We start from the raw sequence: 17195 nt of genomic DNA, 5'->3' as shown, positions 1-17195 counted from the left end.
ATCCCCCCCCACTCCCCCCCCCCCGCCCCGCTGACCCGGGTGCGCCGGATCGCCGCGCCGCTCCGGCCGCGGTTCGTCCTCGCCCTGCTGCTCGGCGTGCTCGCCCTGCTCAGCGCCGTCGGCCTGATGGCGACCTCGGCCTGGCTGATATCCCGGGCCTCCCAGCAGCCGCCCGTCCTGTATCTGATGGTCGCGGTCACCGCGACCCGGGCCTTCGGTATCGGCCGGGCGGTCTTCCGCTACGCCGAGCGCCTGGTCTCGCACGACGCCGTCCTGCGCGCCCTCGCCGGTCTGAGGGTGACGGTGTACGCCCGGCTGGAGCGGCTCGCGCCCGCCGCGCTGCGGGACTCCCGGCGCGGTGACCTGCTCTCCCGCCTCGTCGCCGATGTGGACGGCCTGCAGGACTACTTCCTGCGCTGGCTGCTCCCTGCCGGCGCCGCCGCGCTCACCGGCGCCGCGGCGGCCGCGTTCACCGGGTGGCTGCTGCCTCTCGCGGGGGCGGCCCTGGCGGTGGGACTGGCCACCGCCGGCGTCGCGGTGCCCGCCGCCTCCGCGGCGCTGGCCCGGCGCGCCGAACGCGCGCTCGCCCCCGCCCGCGGAGAACTGACGGCCCAGGTGGTCGAGGTGCTCACCAGCACCGCCGAACTGACCGTCGCCGGGGCACTGCCCGGGCGCCGCGCCAGGGCGGCCGAGGCGGACCAGGTACTCACCGGGATCGCGGCCCGCTCGGCGGCCGGCTCGGCGCTCGGGTCCGGGCTCGGCGCCCTGGTGAGCGGACTGACCGTCACCCTCTGCGCCTGGGCGGGCGTGAACGCGGTGGCCGGCGGCGGCCTGGCCCCGGTGGCGCTCGCGGTCGTCGTGCTCACCCCGCTCGCCGCCTTCGAGGCGGTGGCGGCCATGCCGCTCGCGGCGCAGTACCGGCAGCGCAGCCGCCAGGCGGCGCGGCGTGTGTACGAGGTGCTCGACACCAGGGAGCCCGTACGGGAACCGGCACGGCCCGCGCCCGCGCCCGCCGGGCCCCACCCCCTGGTGCTGCGCGGGCTCACCGCCCGCCACCCGGGTCGGCCCGGCCCCGCGCTGGACGGCGTCAGCCTGGAACTGACGCCCGGTCGCCGGATCGCCGTCGTCGGGCCCTCCGGATCGGGCAAGACGACCCTCGCCCATGTGCTGCTCCGCTTCCTCGACGTCGAGGCGGGCGCCTACACCCTCGCCGGAACCGACGCCACGGCGCTCGACGGCGACGCCGTGCGCCGCATGGTCGGCCTGTGCGCCCAGGACGCGCACGCCTTCGACAGCACCGTCCGGGAGAACCTCCGCCTGGCCCGCCCCGGCGCGGACGACGCGGAACTGCGCGAGGCGCTCGCCGCGGCCCGCCTCGACCTCGGCCTCGACCTGCCGGTCGGTGAGCACGGCACCCGCCTGTCCGGCGGCCAGCGCCAGCGGCTGGCACTGGCCCGCGCACTGCTCGCCGACTTCCCCGTCCTGGTGCTCGACGAGCCGGCCGAGCACCTCGACCTGGTCACCGCCGACGCCCTGACCGCCGATCTGCTGGCCGCCACCACCGGCCGTACGACCGTGCTGATCACCCACCGCCTCACCGGTCTGGAGGAGGTCGACGAGATCCTCGTCCTCGACCGCGGCCGAGTGGTGCAGCGCGGCACGTACCGTGAGCTGGCCGCGGCCGACGGCCCGTTCCGCCGGGGCCTGGACCGCGAGCGCGCGGCCGACGCCCTGGGCACGCCGGAGCCTGTCGCGGCGCGGGACGCGGCACCGGCCTAGGCTCGCCGTATGGCAGAACCACTGGCCAGACTGCTGGACGCCGTCAACTCGGTCACCACCGCGCTGCTGGCGGACGAACGACCGGCCGACGACGCGCTCGACGTCGTCGCCGAGCAGGCCCGCGCACTCGTGGGGGCCGACGCGGGCCTGGTTCTGCTGCCGACCGTCGAGGGCGGCCTCGAGGTGGTGGCCGCCTCGGCCGACCAGCCCGCGGGCCTGGTCGGCACCGTGCTCGAGGCGGGCAACCCGCCCGTGGCGCCGCTGATGGCGGGCGAGCCGGTGTTCGTGGCGGACGCACGGACCGACGACCGGATGACCACGGCCATCGCCCCGCGCTTCGGCGCCTTCATGATGCTGCCGCTGCAGAGCAGCGGTCATGTGATGGGCGCGCTCGCACTGCCCCGGGTCCACGGGGAGCCCGGCTTCACCGAGGACGAGCGCTTCGTCGCCGGCCAGTTCGCGGCACAGGCGGCGCTGGCCCTGCTGCTCGCCGACGCCCAGCGCGACCGCAACCGGCTGGCCGTCTACGAGGAACGCGACCGGATCGCCCGCGACCTGCACGACCTCGTCATCCAGCGGCTCTTCGCGACGGGTCTGATGCTCCAGGGGGCCCGGCGCAAGGCGCTGCCGCCCGAGGCCGAGAAGAGCATCGCGCACGCGGTCGAGGAGCTGGACGCCACCATCCAGGAGGTACGTACGGCGATCTTCGCGCTGCAGCAGGAGCCGGGGGACGACGCGCCCTCCGGACTGCGCGCGCAGGTGCTGCGCGAGACCGGTTCCGCCGCGCGGGGCCTCGGCTTCCCGCCCTCCGTCCGCTTCGTCGGGCCGGTCGACCACCGGGTGGGCGCACTCAGCGCCCGCAACGTCGTGGCGGCGCTGCGCGAGGCGCTGTCCAACGTCCAGCGGCACGCCGACGCCACCTGGGTGGAAGTGGTGCTCGACGCCACCGCCGTGCTCGCCGACGGCCGGGAGGGAGTGCGCCTGATCGTCTCCGATGACGGCGTGGGCATCCCCGAGACCGGCCGGCGCAGCGGGCTGCGCAACCTCGCCCGCCGCGCGGAGTCGCTGGGCGGCGAGTCCACCTTCGGGCCGGGGCCGGACGGCAGGGGCACCACGCTCGCGTGGGAGGCGCCCCTGTGAGCCGGGCGGCGGAGGTCAGCGTTCGGCGAGGATGCGCTCGATGACGCGGGCCACGCCGTCCTGCTCGTTCGCCGTGGTGCGGTGCGTGGTGGCGGCCAGGATGTCGGGGTGGGCGTTGGCGACGGCGTAGGAGGTGCCCGCCCAGGTCAGCATGGCGAGGTCGTTGGGCATGTCGCCGAAGGCCACCACTTCCGCGGCGGAGATGCCGAGGTCCGCGCAGCAGCGCGCGAGCGTCGTCGCCTTGCTGACCCCCGCGCCGCTGATCTCCAGCAGCGCCGACGCGCTGGACCGGGTGATCTCGGCGTGCTCCCCGGCCACCGCCCGCGCGGTGGCCAGGAAGACGTCCGGGTCGATGGAGGGGTGCTTGGCCAGCAGTTTCAGCACGGGCTGGCCCTGCCGCGCGCTGTCCAGCAGCTCTTCCACCGGGGCGATGACTGCGTCGGGGGCGGGGGCGTACGGCGGGTACTCCGGCTCGTAGGCGAAACCGCCCGTCAGTTCGACGGCGAAGGCCGTGCCGGGGACGGCCGTGCGCAGGATGGCGACGACCGCGAGGGCGTCCCGCGGGTCGAGCGGGTAGGCCGCCAGCAGCCGCCTGCCGCGGTGCAGGTCGTAGACGGCGGCGCCGTTGGCGCATATCGCCATGCCGTGGCCGGCGGTGTGCCCGGCGACGACGTCCATCCACCGCGCAGGGCGCCCGGTGACGAAGAAGACCTCGATGCCCGCGGCCTCGGCGTCCGCCAGCGCGGCGATCGTACGGGCCGAAACGGTCTTGTCGTCGCGCAGGAGCGTGCCGTCCAGGTCGGTGGCGATCAGCCGCGGCACGGGGGTCGCGAGGGTGGCGTCCGGGATGCGGGGATGCTGGGTGGCTGAGGTCACCGACCCATGGTCCCCCATGCGCCTGCATATGACAGCAGCCGCGTGCGCAGTGCGATCATCGCCACACTCTCCGTCGCCGTTGTCAGTGCCGGGTGCCACCATCACGCCATGGCCCTTGTGCGTTGTGAAGAGCAGCCCGACCGGGAACCGGTGCTCCTGGCCGACGCTTTGCCCATCGTCGTGGACGGCATCCGCATGGCCGCGCGCGCCGCGATACCCGGCGCCGTCCCGGCGGCCGGCACCGCCACGACCTGCGGCCGGTGCGCCTGTGCCGCGTACCGCCACCGCACGGCCGGCGGGCACTGGATCCTCGTCGAGCCCGGCGAGTGGCCGGTGGCCGCCGTCCCGGCCGGCCGCCGCTGGCGCGTCGCGCGGGACGGCACGGCGGTCAACCTGCGCGCCTCCGTGTCCTTCGGCACCTGCCGGATCAGCCACTTCGAAGTCTGTCCCGCGGGGCCGCCGCCCGCGGCCTCGCCCCTGCTGCTCGGCCAGTGGCGGAGCAACGCCCGGCGCCGGCTCAACTGAGCTGCCGCCGGGGGCCACGGTCGCGGCACGCCCGCGTCCCGGGGCGGACGTAGGCTCATCGCATGAATGTGCGCCTGAGCACCGTGATCCTTCCCGTCGACCGCTGGCATGAGGGAGCCCGTGCCACCTGGCAGCGTGCCGAGGAACTCGGCTTCCACGCCGCCTACACCTACGACCACCTGTCGTGGCGCAGCTTCCGGGACGGTCCTTGGTTCGGCGCCCTGCCCACCCTCACCGCCGCCGCCACGCACCGGCTGCGCCTGGGCGCCCTCGTCACATCAGTCAAGCCTTGTTCACCTATCACGGTCTGACCTGGGAAGTCGTGCGTCAGGGGCGTCTTGGTCCGGCCCGGAGCAGATCAGATCGCGATGAGTCGGACGCGGTTACCGCACAGCTTGGCCATGTCGTCGACGTCCGACGTAAGCATGGCCACCGGGCCTGGCTGGCGGAGCGCGAGCTCGGCGACGGTGGCATCGATCGCGTACCTGTGGCCGTGCAGGCCGGCCTCTTTCAGCAGGCCGGTGGCGGCTCTGGCCGCCTGCTCGGTCACCGCTTCCACCTTGACCTGGGAAAGGATCCAGCTCAGTCGGGGGGTGTTCACCCGGGCGTGCATGACCTCCACGATGGTGTTGGCGCAGACGACGAGATCGGCGGCCATCGAATGGAAGGACCGGATCATCGCGAGCACGGCCCGGTCCTGCGAGATCCAGGCGGACAACCCTTGGGAGTCCAGCACGACGGTCTCAATGCGATGGTTCACGCGGCGCTCGCCGACTCCTCGTGCTCGGCCGTGCCCAAGATTCTGGTCTGGGCCGCAGCCAGCTCCTCGTCAGTGAACGCGCCGTGTTCCTCCTCGTAGCGGCGCAGTTCCTCACCGAGCAGCTGGTGTCTGATCTGGCGGGCAACCGCCTCCGCAACATAGCCGGAGACGTTGTCCGTGAGCCTCTTCAGCTCCGCCACCTGCTCGGTGGGCAGAGTGACCGTGATGCGGGTCGTGTCAGCCATGGAGTCAGCATACTGCGGTATGCGCGCTATCTGTCAGGCTTCTCCACCCGAGCTCAGCGCTGGCCCGCACCGAGCAGCTCACTCAGACGGTCGCCGATCACGGACACCCCGGGGCGCGGGTCGCTCTCGTAATACCAGGGCTTGCGCCGGCGCAGCAGTGCATCGCCGTGCTCGCTCCAAGTGAATCCCGGCTTCCGCAGGAGCTTCCGGAACACCGCGTCTACGGTCTCCCGGTGAGCGGCGGCCAGACGGCCGATCGGCAGTGGCGTGATCGACTCCTCGCGCAGGTACGTGCGCAGCAGATCCTGGTGCCGCTTGCGGCCCGCCAGGGCCGGGTCCGCGAAGAGGTCGCGCAGCATCCCGTAGTCGGCATAGAAGTTGAGCCCGTCGACCTGGTCGTAGATGACGCCGACGGTGTCCGAGTCCGCCAGTTCTGACGGCAGCTCGAAGAAGGGCAGGTCCAGGCCGGGGAGCCGCTCGCGTCGGGCGCGGCTGGGCTGTGCGGCGACGGCGGCCTGTTGGCGGTGGCGGTAGTAGGCGTTGAGGAGGTCCTCGGCTTCGGCAGGCGGAAGGACCAGTTCGTCGCCACCGCAGAACTCGACGAACGCTGCCCGGTCCTCCCGCATCAGCTTCCACCCCTGCTCGATCTTCTCGGGGTTGCGGAAAACCAGTTCGGGGTGGTGCGTGGCCAGTTGCAGGGCTGCTTGGGCGATCTCGGTGGCGCTGGACCTGGGGTAGCTCGTCATCGCCCCGGACATCAACCACGCCCCGCCGAGCGAGTGGACGGGTACCAGACAGGTGTGGAGGAATCCCCCCTTGGACACTCCGCGGAACGCCGCCCGCCCGACGTTCGAGTACGTGCGGTACTCAAGGTCGTCGACAAGGTTCAGCAGGATGACGGCATCGCCGTCCTTGCGCCGGATCTCGAAGACACCCTCGACCGGGTCACGCCAGCCGAGCAGCATCTCCCGGTCCGACGCGGTCAAGTCCTTCCGGCCGGTGACGAAGCGGTCCACCACGGTCGAACCGTCCGGCAGCCGGTACCGCAGGATGAAGTGGTCGGTGATCCGGATCGCCTCACCCTCGTCCAACTGCCGTTCAGGCCCAGCGGCCTCCAGCAGGATGGGTGTCAACCACCGGTCGAAGCGGGCACTCTGCGCGAAGGTGACCAGCCGCCCCTTCAATTCGGTGCTGCGCTCGATGAGATCAGCCAGTGACGGTACATGGGCGCCCTGACGTGCGCCCTGTGCGGCCTCAGCCACGTTCAGCCCTTTCGTACGAGCCGGTTCCGTGTGAAGTGAGAGGTGTCCGGCCTCAACCGGCCCAGTGACGGTACGCCTCGATCCACTCCGCGCTTCGGGAGCGGGGCTGGGCAAAGGCAGCTCCAGGATTCCGATCGACTGCCGAACCCGGCCGCCAGTGCACATGGCGACGATCCTGCCGTCTGGCGTGAGGTCGATGCCGCGCACGATCACCTCGACGCCGAGAACGGCGGTGGTGAAGGGCAGGGCCAGGTGCTCTTCAAGCAGCGTGAACAGACCGGTCAAACTGCTCGTCTTCGGTGTAGGCGTCGACGGTGGCCTCTTCGATCATGGCCTCAAGCTTGGCTGTGTCCCACCCATCCATGAGGCAACGCTAGCGGCCCCCAGGGTGACACCGGGCGGCAACGATGCCACTGGTGCCTCACCCCGGAGCGACGAGGACGCACAGTGGCCTGCGGCACGCGCCGGCGCGTGCCGTTGCCGGATACGGTGGAAGTCCAGTGAGGACATGGGAGGTTCGGATGCGACAGGGCGACACCGAGTACCTGGCAGCGCTGGACGAGACGATGGAAATCCTCCGGCGTTGGGCGCGGGAGGGCCGTACCGACGGCTGGTACAAGTCCCTCAGTGAAGAGCTGAAGGCCCAGGGGCACAACGTCCACTATCGCGGCCCGATCATCAGCCAGCTCCTCGGTGACGCCTGCCGCCGGGACAGCAAGGGGACTGATCCCATGCTCTCCGCCATCGTGATCCTCAAGGCGACCGGCAGGCCCGCCGGCCAGTTCTTCGAGCTGGCGAACGGGGCTCCGTTCCACCGGACGCACGCGGAATGGACCTGGGACCAGGAGCGCGCCCGCGTCTTCGCACGGTACCGCGAGAGCTGAAGGGTGCCGCTACCGCTCCGGAGCGCACACGCGCAACACGGGACCGCCGCAGCCCCGACCGGAAGTGTGGGCTCTGTTGCCTGCAGTCACTGACGCATAGGGTCGCAGGCATGCGACTGAGTACGGTAATCCTTCCCGTCCACCGATGGAGCCAGGGTCGGCACATCTGGCGGCGGGCCGAAGACCTCGGGTTCCATGCCGCGTACACCTACGACCACCTGTCGTGGCGGTCGTTCCGGGACGGTCCGTGGTTCGGGGCGATCCCGACGCTGACGGCGGCAGCGTCAGTAACGCAGAGTATGCGCTTGGGTACGCTCGTGACGTCGCCCAACTTCAGGCACCCCGTGCCCCTGGCCAAGGAACTGATCTCGCTCGACGACATCTCCGGCGGCCGGATCACACTCGGCATCGGCGCGGGCGGCAACGGCTTCGACGCCACCGCGCTCGGCCAGGAGGCGTGGACGCCGAAGGAGCGGGCGGACCGCTTCGACGAGTTCGTGCCGCTGCTGGACCGGCTGCTGACCGAGGGAGCGGTCTCTCAGCACGGGTCCTTCTACTCGGCGCAGGAGGCGCGGAACATCCCCGGGTGTGTGCAGCAGCCCCGGCTGCCGTTCGCTGTGGCGGCCACCGGGCCGCGCGGGATGAGGCTGGCCGCCCGCTACGGGCAGGCGTGGGTGACGACCGGCGACCCGCAGCTGTTCCAGGACGGCACACCGCAGCAGTCGCGGGCGGCGCTCGCCGGGCAGATCGACCGGCTGGGGGCGGCGTGTGCGGAGACCGGGCGGGACGTCGGCGAGCTGGACAAGATCCTGCTCCACGGCTTCACCCCGGACCGCAACACCCCGCTGCAGTCGGTCGAGGCGTTCACCGACTTCGCCGGCCGCCACCGCGAACTGGGCTTCACCGAGATCGTGATCCACTGGCCCATCGCCGACTCCGACTTCGACGTCGACCCCGCCGTCTTCGAGGCCATCGCCGCCGAGGCCGCCCGGACGCCCGAGCCGGTCGCCGAGCTCGATGATGTGGACGTCCGGCGTTCCGGCAACTCCGGCCTCATCGGGTCAGGTGCGTGAGCCGCTCGACTCCCCCTGTCATCGGCCCCTGTCACCGGCCTGAGTCGGGCGGGTGACAGGGGGCGGCAGCGGCCGTCCGGTGGAAACCGCCGGGGAGCCGGCCGCGCCCGACCGGTGCCCGTACGCCTCGAGAGGGCCGGGAACCGCCCCGTAGGGCCCCGTGGCCGGGCCCTCGCCCGCTAACCCCGGGGTCGAGGAGCCGCAACTCGGGGCGCACGCGGCGAAAGGCCGTCGCCGGGAGCGGCCGGGCGGGGGACGGCTGGGCCACCCGGGTGGTGTTGATCGGAATATCGGCAGCCTCGAGGTGCGGCACCGAGGATTTCGTGCTCACTTCCGCATCATCGGATTAGTCGCTCCCGACTCACCGAAGGAAGTGAGAGGTCATGGCTGCCAACACCCATGTCAGGACGTTCTGGGACGTCTTCGTGACGTTCCTGGTCAAGCTGGCCGCGTACTTCGGACTCGCCGTCCCGGCGTCGCGTACCACGGCTCCGGTCGCGCCGCGACCGGAGACCGTCCCCGGGACCCGGTTCCTGCCCACCGCCGAGGCGGTGCGCCACTGGGCGCCGGCTCCCCGGACGGAACCTGCGCCACGGCCGGTGGCCGTGGGCGCCGCCGCCTCGGGGCCGGGCCTTCCCGGCGCGCCCGACGCGCGCATCGCTGAGGTCCCGTCGTCGCGAGGACCGTCCCGACGTCCGTCAGGGCCGTCCGTCCCGCCGGTCCCATCCGTCCCGTCGCTCTCTGCTTCGCCTGTCTCTTCCGTCTCGTCCGTCCCATCCGTCCCGTCGCCCCTTCCGCCATCGCTCCCCTCGTACCGCGACCTGCCTGTCGTGCCCGAGCCGTCCCTGGGCCTCGAACCGGCCCTCTGCCGCGCCGCCGCGACCGGGGCCGGTGAGCTGTCGCTGCCGCCGACGATGAAGCAGCGCATCCGCGCCGAGGCCCACGGCGCCTCGCCGGTGGCCCGCGTGCGCACCCGTCCGATCGGCGACGCCGGCCTCAACCCCGCGCTGAGCGACGCGACCGAGGCCCCTGCCCGTGCCCCCCGCAGCCGCGAGTGGGCGCTCTGCGCATGACCGCCGCGAACGCCTGTGACCAGCAGGCGCGACCCGCCGCGAGGCACCCGTCGCAAGGACGACGTCAAGCCGTTCCCACGACCCAGAAGCGCCCCGGCAGCCGCCTTTGGCGGACCGCCCGAGGCGAAGCACAGCAGCGGCACCATGGCGCCGGACACGGCGCCCGACCCGGCGGAACCTCGTCGATCCCCCGGACGACGGGCGCACAGACGGCCGCCGGCCGGAGCACGGCAAGGAGCACCAGGCCCGACAGCGGCTTCGGCAGCACTGCGGGTACCACCGGGGATGAGATCACGAGCAGGACCCCGACAGCACGCACCAGCACGAGGCCAAGGCCAAGGTCGAGGTCGAGGACGAGGACGAGGACGATGACACCCGAGACGGCCGGCCCCCCCGAGGCTGTGACGGTCACCCCCGGCCCGCACCCGTTTCGCGCCCGGGCCACAGACCTCCCGGCCACCGAGTCGCCCGCGGACGACGGCGGGGCAGGACCATGCGCGCGCCACACGCGTGCGCAGCGCCCTGGTCCCCAGGGCACTCCGAGGCACCGCATGCCCCGGCCCCGCACCTGTACGGGCGCACGCACGCGCCCCGCGCCGACGCACCCCGCGCACACGGACCGTGCCCGCTCGCACCACGCCGGGCCGCCCCGCCCGCGCACGCACACGCGCTGCTCACCCGCCCACCGCAGTCCACCCAGCGCTCACCCACGCACCTCGCACCCCCCACCCACCACGCCGGCGCGCCGCACGCACATCCCCGCGCCCGCACCCCACGACCCGGCGTGACGCCACGCGGCACCACCGGGTCCGGCCACCCGCCGAAGGCGACCGCTGAGAGCAACCGCTGAGAGCGACCACTGAAGCCGACTGCCGGAGCCGACCGCCGGAGCCGACCGCTGAGGCCGACCGCTGCGGCCGACCGCCGGAGCCGACCGTGCTCCCGGACGACGAGGCCCCGCCACGGCTGAACCGCGCGACCCGCAGGAAAATCACGGCACCACGGACAGAGGACACCGCCTCCCCTACGGGAACGTCACCCCCAAGGACTACGCACAACCGCCCCTCAGAGTGACGACGGGGTATGGCCCGCGCCACTAGGTTCGTGGCGTGACTGTGATCGCTACCGAAAGCCTGACGAAGCGGTACCCGAGGGTGACCGCTCTGGACCGGCTCACCGTCGACATCGCACCCGGAGTGACCGGGTTGGTCGGTGCCAACGGAGCCGGCAAATCGACCCTGATCAAGATCCTCCTGGGTCTGGCGCCGGCCACGGAAGGCCGGGCCGCCGTCCTGGGCATGGACGTGGCGACCGAGGGCGCGACGATCCGCGCCCATGTGGGCTACATGCCGGAGCACGACTGCCTGCCCCCGGACGTGTCGGCGACGGAGTTCGTCGTCCACATGGCCCGCATCGCGGGGCTGCCGCCGTCCGCCGCGCGCGAGCGCACCGCGGACACGCTCCGCCACGTCGGCCTGTACGAGGAGCGGTACCGCCCCATGGGCGGGTACTCCACGGGCATGAAGCAGCGGGTGAAACTGGCCCAGGCGCTGGTCCACGACCCCCGGCTGGTGCTGCTCGACGAGCCGACGAACGGGCTGGACCCCGTCGGCCGCGACGACATGCTCGGGCTGATCCGGCGCGTCCACACCGAGTTCGGCATCTCCGTGCTGGTCACCTCCCACCTGCTCGGTGAACTGGAGCGCACCAGCGACCACATCGTCGTCATCGACGGCGGCTCCCTCCTGCGCTCCTCCTCGACCAGCGACTTCACCCAGGCGACCGCCTCGCTCACCGTCGAGGTCACCGAGCACGAGGACGACCTGGTGGCGAAGCTGGCCGCGGCCGGGCTCAACGCGCACTGCGACGGCCGGCTGGTCATGGTCGACATCGACGGGGACGAGACGTACGACGCGGTCCGCGACGCGGTCGCGGAACTCGGCACGGGACTGGTGCGCATGGAGCAGCACCGGCACCGCATCGCCGAGATCTTCCGGGGAGGGGACGAGCATGACGCAGCTTGAGGGCAGGCCGCCCGCCGCGGACGTCATCCACGACATCGGCTACCGGCACTACGACGGCCCGCGTCTGGGGCGGGGCTACGCGCGCATGTCGCTGTACGTCCACAGCCTGCGCGGCGCGTACGGGCTCGGCCGGTCGGCCAAGTCCAAGGTGCTGCCGATGATCCTGCTGGCCGCGATGTGCGGCCCGGCCGCCATCATGGTCGCGGTGGCCATCGGCACCAAGGCGACCAGGCTGCCGATCGAGTACACCCAGTACGCGATCATCATGCAGGCCGTCATCGGCCTCTACCTGGCGGCGCAGGCCCCGCAGTCCGTCTCGCTCGACCTGCGGTTCAAGACGACCCCGCTGTACTTCTCCCGGCCCATCGAGGCGGTCGACTACGTGGCGTCGAAGTTCGCGGCGCTGACCACGGCGCTGTTCATCCTCACCGGGACGCCGCTGCTGGTCATGTACATCGGGGCGCTGCTGGCCAAGTTCGACGTCGGCGACCAGAGCGCGGGCTTCGCCAAGGCGATGCTGGCCGCGCTGCTGCTGTCGATGCTGTTCTCGGGCATCGGTCTGGTCATCGCGGCGCTGACGCCGCGCCGGGGCTTCGGGGTGGCCGCGGTCATCGCGGTGTTCACCCTCTCGTACGGCGCGGTGACCAGTGTGCAGGGCGTCGCCTCGATCAACGGCAACCACGATGTGATCGCCTGGCTCGGCCTGCTCTCGCCGATCACCCTGATCGACGGCGCGCAGACCTGGTGGCTGGGCGCGACCTCCAGCTTCCCCGAGGGCGCGGGTCCGAAGGACGCGGTCGTCGGCACCGTCTACCTCCTCGTCCTGCTCGCCGTGATCGCCGGCTGCTTCGGCCTGCTGATGCGCCGCTACCGAAAGGCCGTCCTGTCGTGACCACCCTGTCCATCGACCATGTGTCCCGCTGGTTCGGCAACGTCGTCGCCGTGAACGACGTGACGATGACGATCGGCCCCGGCGTCACCGGACTGCTCGGCCCCAACGGCGCGGGCAAGTCCACCCTGATCAACATGATGGGCGGCTTCCTGGCCCCCTCGGCCGGCACCGTGACCCTCGACGGCGCCGCGGTCTGGCGCAACGAGCAGACGTACCGGCACATCGGCATCGTCCCCGAGCGCGAGGCGATGTACGACTTCCTGACGGCCCGCGAGTTCGTGGTCGCCAACGCGGAGCTGCACGGGCTGGCGGATCCGGGGGCGGCGGCGCAGCGCGCCCTGGCCACGGTCGAGATGGAGTTCGCCCAGGACCGCCCGGTCTCCACGTACAGCAAGGGTATGCGGCAGCGCGCCAAGATGGCCTCCGCGCTGGTGCACGACCCGTCGGTGCTGCTGCTGGACGAGCCCTTCAACGGCATGGACCCCCGGCAGCGGCTGCAGTTGATGGACCTGCTGCGGCGGATGGGCGCCGAGGGCCGCACGGTGCTGTTCTCCTCGCACATCCTGGAGGAGGTCGAGCAGCTGGCGAGCCACATCGAGGTGGTCGTCGCCGGCCGGCACGCGGCCTCGGGCGACTTCCGCAAGATCCGCCGGCTGATGACGGACCGGCCGCACCGCTATCTGGTGCGCTCCAGCGACGACCGGGCGCTCGCCGCCGCGCTGATCGCGGACGGGTCCACGGCCGCCATCGAGCTGGACTGGAAGGAGCGTGCGCTGCGGGTCCAGGCGATCGACTTCGCCGGCTTCACCGAGCTGCTGCCGCGCGTCGCGCGGGAGCGGGGCATCCGGCTCTACACGGTCTCGCCGTCCGACGAGTCCCTGGAAAGCGTCTTCTCCTACCTGGTCACGGCGTAGGCACCCGGCTGTAAGGAGCTTCGATGTACAACCCCACCGTGGCCAGGCTGACCTACCGGGGGCTGCTGGGCCGCCGCCGGGCCCTGGTCCTGTTCGCCCTGCCCGCGCTGCTGATCCTCATCTCCGTGGCGGTGCGCGCGCTGGCCGGCGCCGACGACTCCACCGCGAGTTCCGTGCTGGGCGGTTTCGCGCTGGCGACGATGGTGCCGCTGGTCGGCGTGATCGCCGGCACGGGCGCCATCGGTCCGGAGATCGACGACGGCTCGATCATCTACCTGCTGGCCAAGCCGGTGCGGCGGCCGACGATCATCGTCACGAAGCTGCTGGTCGCCATCGCGGTGTCGGTGGTCTTCTCGGCCGTGCCCACTCTGATCGCCGGGTTCATCCTCAACGGCAACAGCCAGGGCATCGCGGTCGCGTTCACCGCCGCGGCGGCGGTCGCCTCCGTCACCTATGCGGCCGTCTTCCTGCTGCTGGGCGTGGTGACCCGGCAGGCGGTGGTATTCGGCCTGGTCTACGCGCTGGTCTGGGAGTCGCTGATCGGCAGCCTGGTGCCGGGGGCGCGCACGCTGAGCGTCCAGCAGTGGGCCCTCGCGCTGGCCCAGAAGATCGCCGGGGAGGGCATGGTGACCTCTGACGTGGGGCTGCCCCTGGCGGTGGTGCTGCTGGTGGGCGTCACTGCGGCCGCGACGGTCTACGCCGGGCAGCGGATCCGGTCCCTGACGCTGGCCGGCGAGGAGTGATCGTCCCCGTCCGGACGCGTCTTCGTCCCGGCCTCTGAGAGGTCGCGCGGAGAGGCGGGGTGGAGAAAGGAGCGGGCCGAGTCCGGCAAGGCGGAGAAGGGAGACGCAGCGGAGCTGCGGCGACCGACGACAACGCCGCCACGCGAGAGCCGTCGACCCGCGACGCCGGCCCGCCTCTCCCTGTGGCCTCTAACCAACGGCGGCGGCGCTTGGACGTGCCGAAGAGCGAACGGGTGATCTCGCGCCCGATCTGGGTGCCGACGGAGCGGGCCAGCGACTGCAACACGCCGCTGCCCACCACCTGTGCGACGACACCCGTCTCCTCCTCCTTCGGCCGCTCCCGCTCCCCGCGGCCTGCGGGACCCGGCGCGGGCGGCCGCGCCGGGGCCGGCGCCTGCCGGCCGGCCAGGCGCTCGTACGCCGACTCCCGGTCCACCGCCCGCGCGTAGCGCGCGTACAGCGCGGAGTCCGCGATCGCCGCGTCCATCGCCGCCGGATCGGCGGGCCCCATCAGCGAGCGCGGCGCCCGCAGCCGCACCGCCGCCACGGGGGTGGGGGCGCCGTCCTCGTCGAGCACGGTGACCACGGCCTCGCCGGTGCCGAGCCCGGTGAGCAGCTCCTCCAGGTCGTACGGCGAGGTGGGGAAGGTGCGTACCGTCGCCTTGAGCGCCTTTGCGTCCTCCGGGGTGAAGGCGCGCTGCGCGTGCTGCACCCGGTTGCCGAGCTGGCCGAGCACCGCGGAGGGCACGTCGCCGGGGCTCTGGGTCACGAAGAAGACGCCCACACCCTTGGAGCGGATCAGCCGCACGGTCTGCGTGACGGCCTCCAGGAATGCCTTGCTCGCCCCGGAGAACAGCAGGTGCGCCTCGTCGAAGAAGAACACCAGCTTGGGCTTGTCGAGGTCGCCGGCCTCCGGCAGGTCCTCGAAGAGGTCGGCCAGCAGCCACATCAGGAAGGTGGAGAAGAGCCGCGGCCGGTCCTGCACCTCGGGGAGCTCCAGGACGGAGACGACGCCGCGCCCCTCCGCGTCCGTCCGCAGCAGTTCGGCGCTGTCGAACTCCGGCTCGCCGAAGAAGACCCCCGCCCCCTGGGCCTCGAAGGCCGTCAGCGAGCGCAGGATCACCCCGGCCGTCGCCGGCGAGACCCCGCCGATCCCCTTCAGTTCCTGCTTGCCCTCGTCGGAGGTGAGGAAGGTGACCACGGCCCGCAGGTCCTTCAGATCCAGCAGCTCCAGGCCCTTGGTGTCGGCGTAGTGGAAGATCAGGCCCAGCGACTGCTCCTGCGTGGTGTTGAGCTCCAGCACCTTCGACAGCAGCACGGGACCGAAGCCGGTCACGGTGGCCCGCAGCGGGACGCCCCGGCCCGTGCCGCCCAGGGCGAGGAACTCGGTGGGGCAGCCCGCCGGGCTCCATTCCTGCCCCACCTCGGCGGCCCGCGCGGCGACGCGGTCGCCGGGGACGCCCGGCGCCGAGATGCCGGAGAGGTCGCCCTTGACGTCGGCCAGGAAGACAGGAACGCCCTGCGCGGACAGCTGCTCAGCGACGAGTTGCAGCGTCTTGGTCTTGCCGGTGCCAGTGGCGCCCGCGACGAGGCCGTGCCGGTTGAGCATCGACAGGGGCAGGCGTACGGGGGCCTGCGGCAGGGCCCGGTCCTCCCACAGCAGGGCGCCGAGTTCGAGGGCCGGTCCGGTGAAGACATACCCCTCGGCGATGGTCCGGGCGGCGTGGGGAAGACTCGGCGTCGTCATGGGCTGCTCCCGCTTTCACCGTGTTCGCCCACCATCGCACTCCTGCGCCGTTGCTGCGCCCGTACACGCTTGCCCGGTAGGCTTTCCGTGTGATCTTCAAGCGCATCGGAAACGGGCGGCCGTACCCCGACCACGGCCGGAAAAGCACCCGTGAATGGGCGGACGTCGCCCCACGCCCGGTACGCCTCGACCAGTTGGTCACCACAAAGGGCCAACTGGACCTGGAGACCCTCCTCGCCGAGGACTCGACCTTCTACGGCGACCTGTTCGCACACGTCGTGAAGTGGCGGGGCGACCTCTACCTGGAGGACGGGCTCCACCGGGCCGTGCGCGCGGCGCTGCAGCAGCGTCAGGTGCTGCACGCCCGGGTGCTGGAGATGGACTGAGCGGGGCGGCTTCGCGGGCCCTCGTCCGCTCGGGGCCCCCTCGCCCTTTCAGGTTCCCGTCGCTCCCGGCGACCCCCGATTGGTTGATCATTTAGTAGGCCCGGCTGCCTGATCGCACTACGCTGCGCACATGAGCATGCTGACGCCCCCGGGCATGGGCGGAAAGTACCGGGTCACCGGGAACCAGTACCCGCGGATGCGCCGCTCCCGCAGCAAGGTGCGCGTCGCGGCGGTGGTCCTGACGACCGTCGCCGTGGTCGGTCTGGCCGGCTGGGGCACGCTCCAGCTCGTCGACGTCTTCGGGGGCACGTCCACGCCGGCGAAGACCACGGCGGCCAAGGCCACGAGCCCCGCGAAGGAACGCGCCTGCAAGGCCGCGGCCGTCCCCGGTTCCGCCTCGAGCGCCCCCATCACCTTCCCGGAACCCGGGGAGCTCACCGTCAACGTCTACAACGCCACCGCCAAGAGCGGCCTGGCCAAGGACACCGCCGACGAGTTCGCCGCGCGCGGCTTCAAGGTGGGCACCTTCGGCAACGCCGACCCCGAGTACGACCGCAAGGTGAAGACGGCCGCGCTGCTGATCGGCGGCCACGGGCCGAAGGCCGAGGCCGCGATGAAGCTGGTCAGCGCCCAGATCAAGGGCACGAGCACCCTGAAGCCGGCCGCTGCCGGCTCCGGGCGCCCCACCGGCACGGTGGACGTGATGCTCGGCAACGGCTTCACCAAGCTCTCCGGCGACAAGGCGGTGGAGAAGGCCCTCGCCGCCCTGGCCCGCCCGAGCGCGGCTCCCAGCGCCGGGACCTGCTAGGCGCCCTGCGGCGCGCGTACGACGGGACCGGGGGGGGGGGGGGGGGGGGGGTGGGGGGGGGGGT

At 72.4% G+C, this 17195-nt stretch carries 14 protein-coding genes and 4 pseudogenes; 13 read left to right on the top strand and 5 right to left on the bottom strand.

What is annotated here, in order from left to right; genetic code table 11:
- Positions 1 to 1779: thiol reductant ABC exporter subunit CydC (gene cydC / locus AC3ET4_RS28160; RefSeq protein ID WP_431954316.1), on the top strand; the 1779-nt coding region annotated here is incomplete at its 5' end.
- Positions 1780 to 1806: 27 nt separating this feature from the next.
- A pseudogene (locus AC3ET4_RS28155) lies at positions 1807 to 2919 on the top strand (GAF domain-containing sensor histidine kinase); the annotation flags it as partial.
- 15 nt (positions 2920 to 2934) lie between these two features.
- Here the strand turns inward: AC3ET4_RS28155 and AC3ET4_RS28150 are convergent.
- Positions 2935 to 3795: an HAD family hydrolase gene (locus AC3ET4_RS28150; RefSeq protein WP_431954314.1), complete on the bottom strand. Its 861-nt coding sequence runs from the start codon at positions 3793 to 3795 to the stop codon at positions 2935 to 2937.
- A 108-nt stretch (positions 3796 to 3903) separates the two neighbouring features.
- On the opposite strand from AC3ET4_RS28150, the gene AC3ET4_RS28145 reads away from it, so the two are divergent.
- A complete protein-coding gene (locus tag AC3ET4_RS28145) occupies positions 3904 to 4320 on the top strand; it encodes a DUF6083 domain-containing protein (RefSeq protein WP_431954312.1) in 417 nt (138 codons plus the stop codon).
- A gap of 62 nt (positions 4321 to 4382) precedes the next feature.
- Positions 4383 to 4628 (top strand): annotated as a pseudogene (locus AC3ET4_RS28140) (LLM class flavin-dependent oxidoreductase); the annotation flags it as partial.
- Positions 4629 to 4678: 50 nt separating this feature from the next.
- Here the strand turns inward: AC3ET4_RS28140 and AC3ET4_RS28135 are convergent.
- The 3 genes from AC3ET4_RS28135 to AC3ET4_RS28125 are packed head-to-tail and all read right to left on the bottom strand — an operon-like array spanning position 4679 to position 6587.
- Positions 4679 to 5080 (bottom strand): DNA-binding protein, encoded by a 402-nt coding sequence (locus AC3ET4_RS28135; RefSeq protein ID WP_431954310.1) that lies wholly within the window; start codon positions 5078 to 5080, stop codon positions 4679 to 4681.
- Entirely contained in the window at positions 5077 to 5325 is a 249-nt protein-coding gene (locus tag AC3ET4_RS28130; protein WP_431954308.1) for a type II toxin-antitoxin system CcdA family antitoxin, read from the bottom strand. Before AC3ET4_RS28130 ends, AC3ET4_RS28135 begins: the two co-directional genes overlap by 4 nt.
- 53 nt (positions 5326 to 5378) lie before the next feature.
- Positions 5379 to 6587 carry a hypothetical protein gene (locus AC3ET4_RS28125; RefSeq protein ID WP_431954306.1) on the bottom strand — a complete coding sequence of 403 codons (1209 nt, stop codon included), beginning with the start codon at positions 6585 to 6587 and terminating at the stop codon, positions 5379 to 5381.
- Positions 6588 to 7108: 521 nt separating this feature from the next.
- On the opposite strand from AC3ET4_RS28125, the gene AC3ET4_RS28120 reads away from it, so the two are divergent.
- The 7 genes and pseudogenes from AC3ET4_RS28120 to AC3ET4_RS28090 all read left to right on the top strand — a co-directional run bounded on the left by AC3ET4_RS28120 (position 7109) and on the right by AC3ET4_RS28090 (position 14190).
- Positions 7109 to 7471 carry a hypothetical protein gene (locus AC3ET4_RS28120; RefSeq protein WP_431954304.1) on the top strand — a complete coding sequence of 121 codons (363 nt, stop codon included), beginning with the start codon at positions 7109 to 7111 and terminating at the stop codon, positions 7469 to 7471.
- Positions 7472 to 7581: 110 nt separating this feature from the next.
- A pseudogene (locus AC3ET4_RS28115) lies at positions 7582 to 8457 on the top strand (LLM class flavin-dependent oxidoreductase); the annotation flags it as partial.
- A gap of 917 nt (positions 8458 to 9374) precedes the next feature.
- Positions 9375 to 9617 carry a DUF6344 domain-containing protein gene (locus tag AC3ET4_RS28110; protein ID WP_431954302.1) on the top strand — a complete coding sequence of 81 codons (243 nt, stop codon included), beginning with the start codon at positions 9375 to 9377 and terminating at the stop codon, positions 9615 to 9617.
- Between the two features lie 1109 nt (positions 9618 to 10726).
- Complete coding sequence (locus AC3ET4_RS28105) at positions 10727 to 11641, top strand: ABC transporter ATP-binding protein (protein ID WP_431954300.1); 915 nt, start codon at positions 10727 to 10729, stop codon at positions 11639 to 11641.
- Positions 11628 to 12533: an ABC transporter permease gene (locus tag AC3ET4_RS28100; protein WP_431954298.1), complete on the top strand. Its 906-nt coding sequence runs from the start codon at positions 11628 to 11630 to the stop codon at positions 12531 to 12533. Before AC3ET4_RS28105 ends, AC3ET4_RS28100 begins: the two co-directional genes overlap by 14 nt.
- Positions 12530 to 13447, top strand: a complete 918-nt coding sequence (locus tag AC3ET4_RS28095) for an ABC transporter ATP-binding protein (RefSeq protein ID WP_431954296.1) — start codon at positions 12530 to 12532, stop codon at positions 13445 to 13447. The genes AC3ET4_RS28100 and AC3ET4_RS28095 overlap by 4 nt, the downstream gene beginning before the upstream one ends.
- A 23-nt stretch (positions 13448 to 13470) precedes the next feature.
- Positions 13471 to 14190 carry an ABC transporter permease gene (locus AC3ET4_RS28090; protein WP_431954294.1) on the top strand — a complete coding sequence of 240 codons (720 nt, stop codon included), beginning with the start codon at positions 13471 to 13473 and terminating at the stop codon, positions 14188 to 14190.
- Positions 14191 to 14389: 199 nt separating this feature from the next.
- Here the strand turns inward: AC3ET4_RS28090 and AC3ET4_RS28085 are convergent.
- Positions 14390 to 15937 (bottom strand): annotated as a pseudogene (locus tag AC3ET4_RS28085) (helicase HerA-like domain-containing protein); the annotation flags it as partial.
- Positions 15938 to 16026: 89 nt separating this feature from the next.
- Between AC3ET4_RS28085 and AC3ET4_RS28080 the strand changes: the two are divergent.
- Together AC3ET4_RS28080 and AC3ET4_RS28075 are read left to right on the top strand one after the other, a co-directional pair.
- A complete protein-coding gene (locus tag AC3ET4_RS28080; RefSeq protein WP_018558273.1) occupies positions 16027 to 16323 on the top strand; it encodes a type II toxin-antitoxin system VapB family antitoxin in 297 nt (98 codons plus the stop codon).
- A gap of 130 nt (positions 16324 to 16453) precedes the next feature.
- Entirely contained in the window at positions 16454 to 17131 is a 678-nt protein-coding gene (locus AC3ET4_RS28075) for a LytR C-terminal domain-containing protein (RefSeq protein WP_431954292.1), read from the top strand.
- Positions 17132 to 17195: the final 64 nt, after the last annotated feature.

This window comes from Actinacidiphila sp. bgisy167 (assembly GCF_057707665.1).
Note: the sequence above shows the minus strand (reverse complement) of the source record. Positions and strands in the feature narration are given on the sequence as shown.

What these genes read in the sequence shown, in the direction of transcription:
- AC3ET4_RS28145 (WP_431954312.1), top strand. Translation starts at nt 3,904, where the DNA reads ATGGCCCTTGTGCGTTGTGAAGAGCAGCCCGACCGGGAACCGGTGCTC.
- AC3ET4_RS28100 (WP_431954298.1), top strand. Translation starts at nt 11,628, where the DNA reads ATGACGCAGCTTGAGGGCAGGCCGCCCGCCGCGGACGTCATCCACGAC.
- AC3ET4_RS28090 (WP_431954294.1), top strand. Translation starts at nt 13,471, where the DNA reads ATGTACAACCCCACCGTGGCCAGGCTGACCTACCGGGGGCTGCTGGGC.
- AC3ET4_RS28130 (WP_431954308.1), bottom strand. Translation starts at nt 5,325, where the DNA reads ATGGCTGACACGACCCGCATCACGGTCACTCTGCCCACCGAGCAGGTG.
- AC3ET4_RS28120 (WP_431954304.1), top strand. Translation starts at nt 7,109, where the DNA reads ATGCGACAGGGCGACACCGAGTACCTGGCAGCGCTGGACGAGACGATG.
- AC3ET4_RS28075 (WP_431954292.1), top strand. Translation starts at nt 16,454, where the DNA reads ATGAGCATGCTGACGCCCCCGGGCATGGGCGGAAAGTACCGGGTCACC.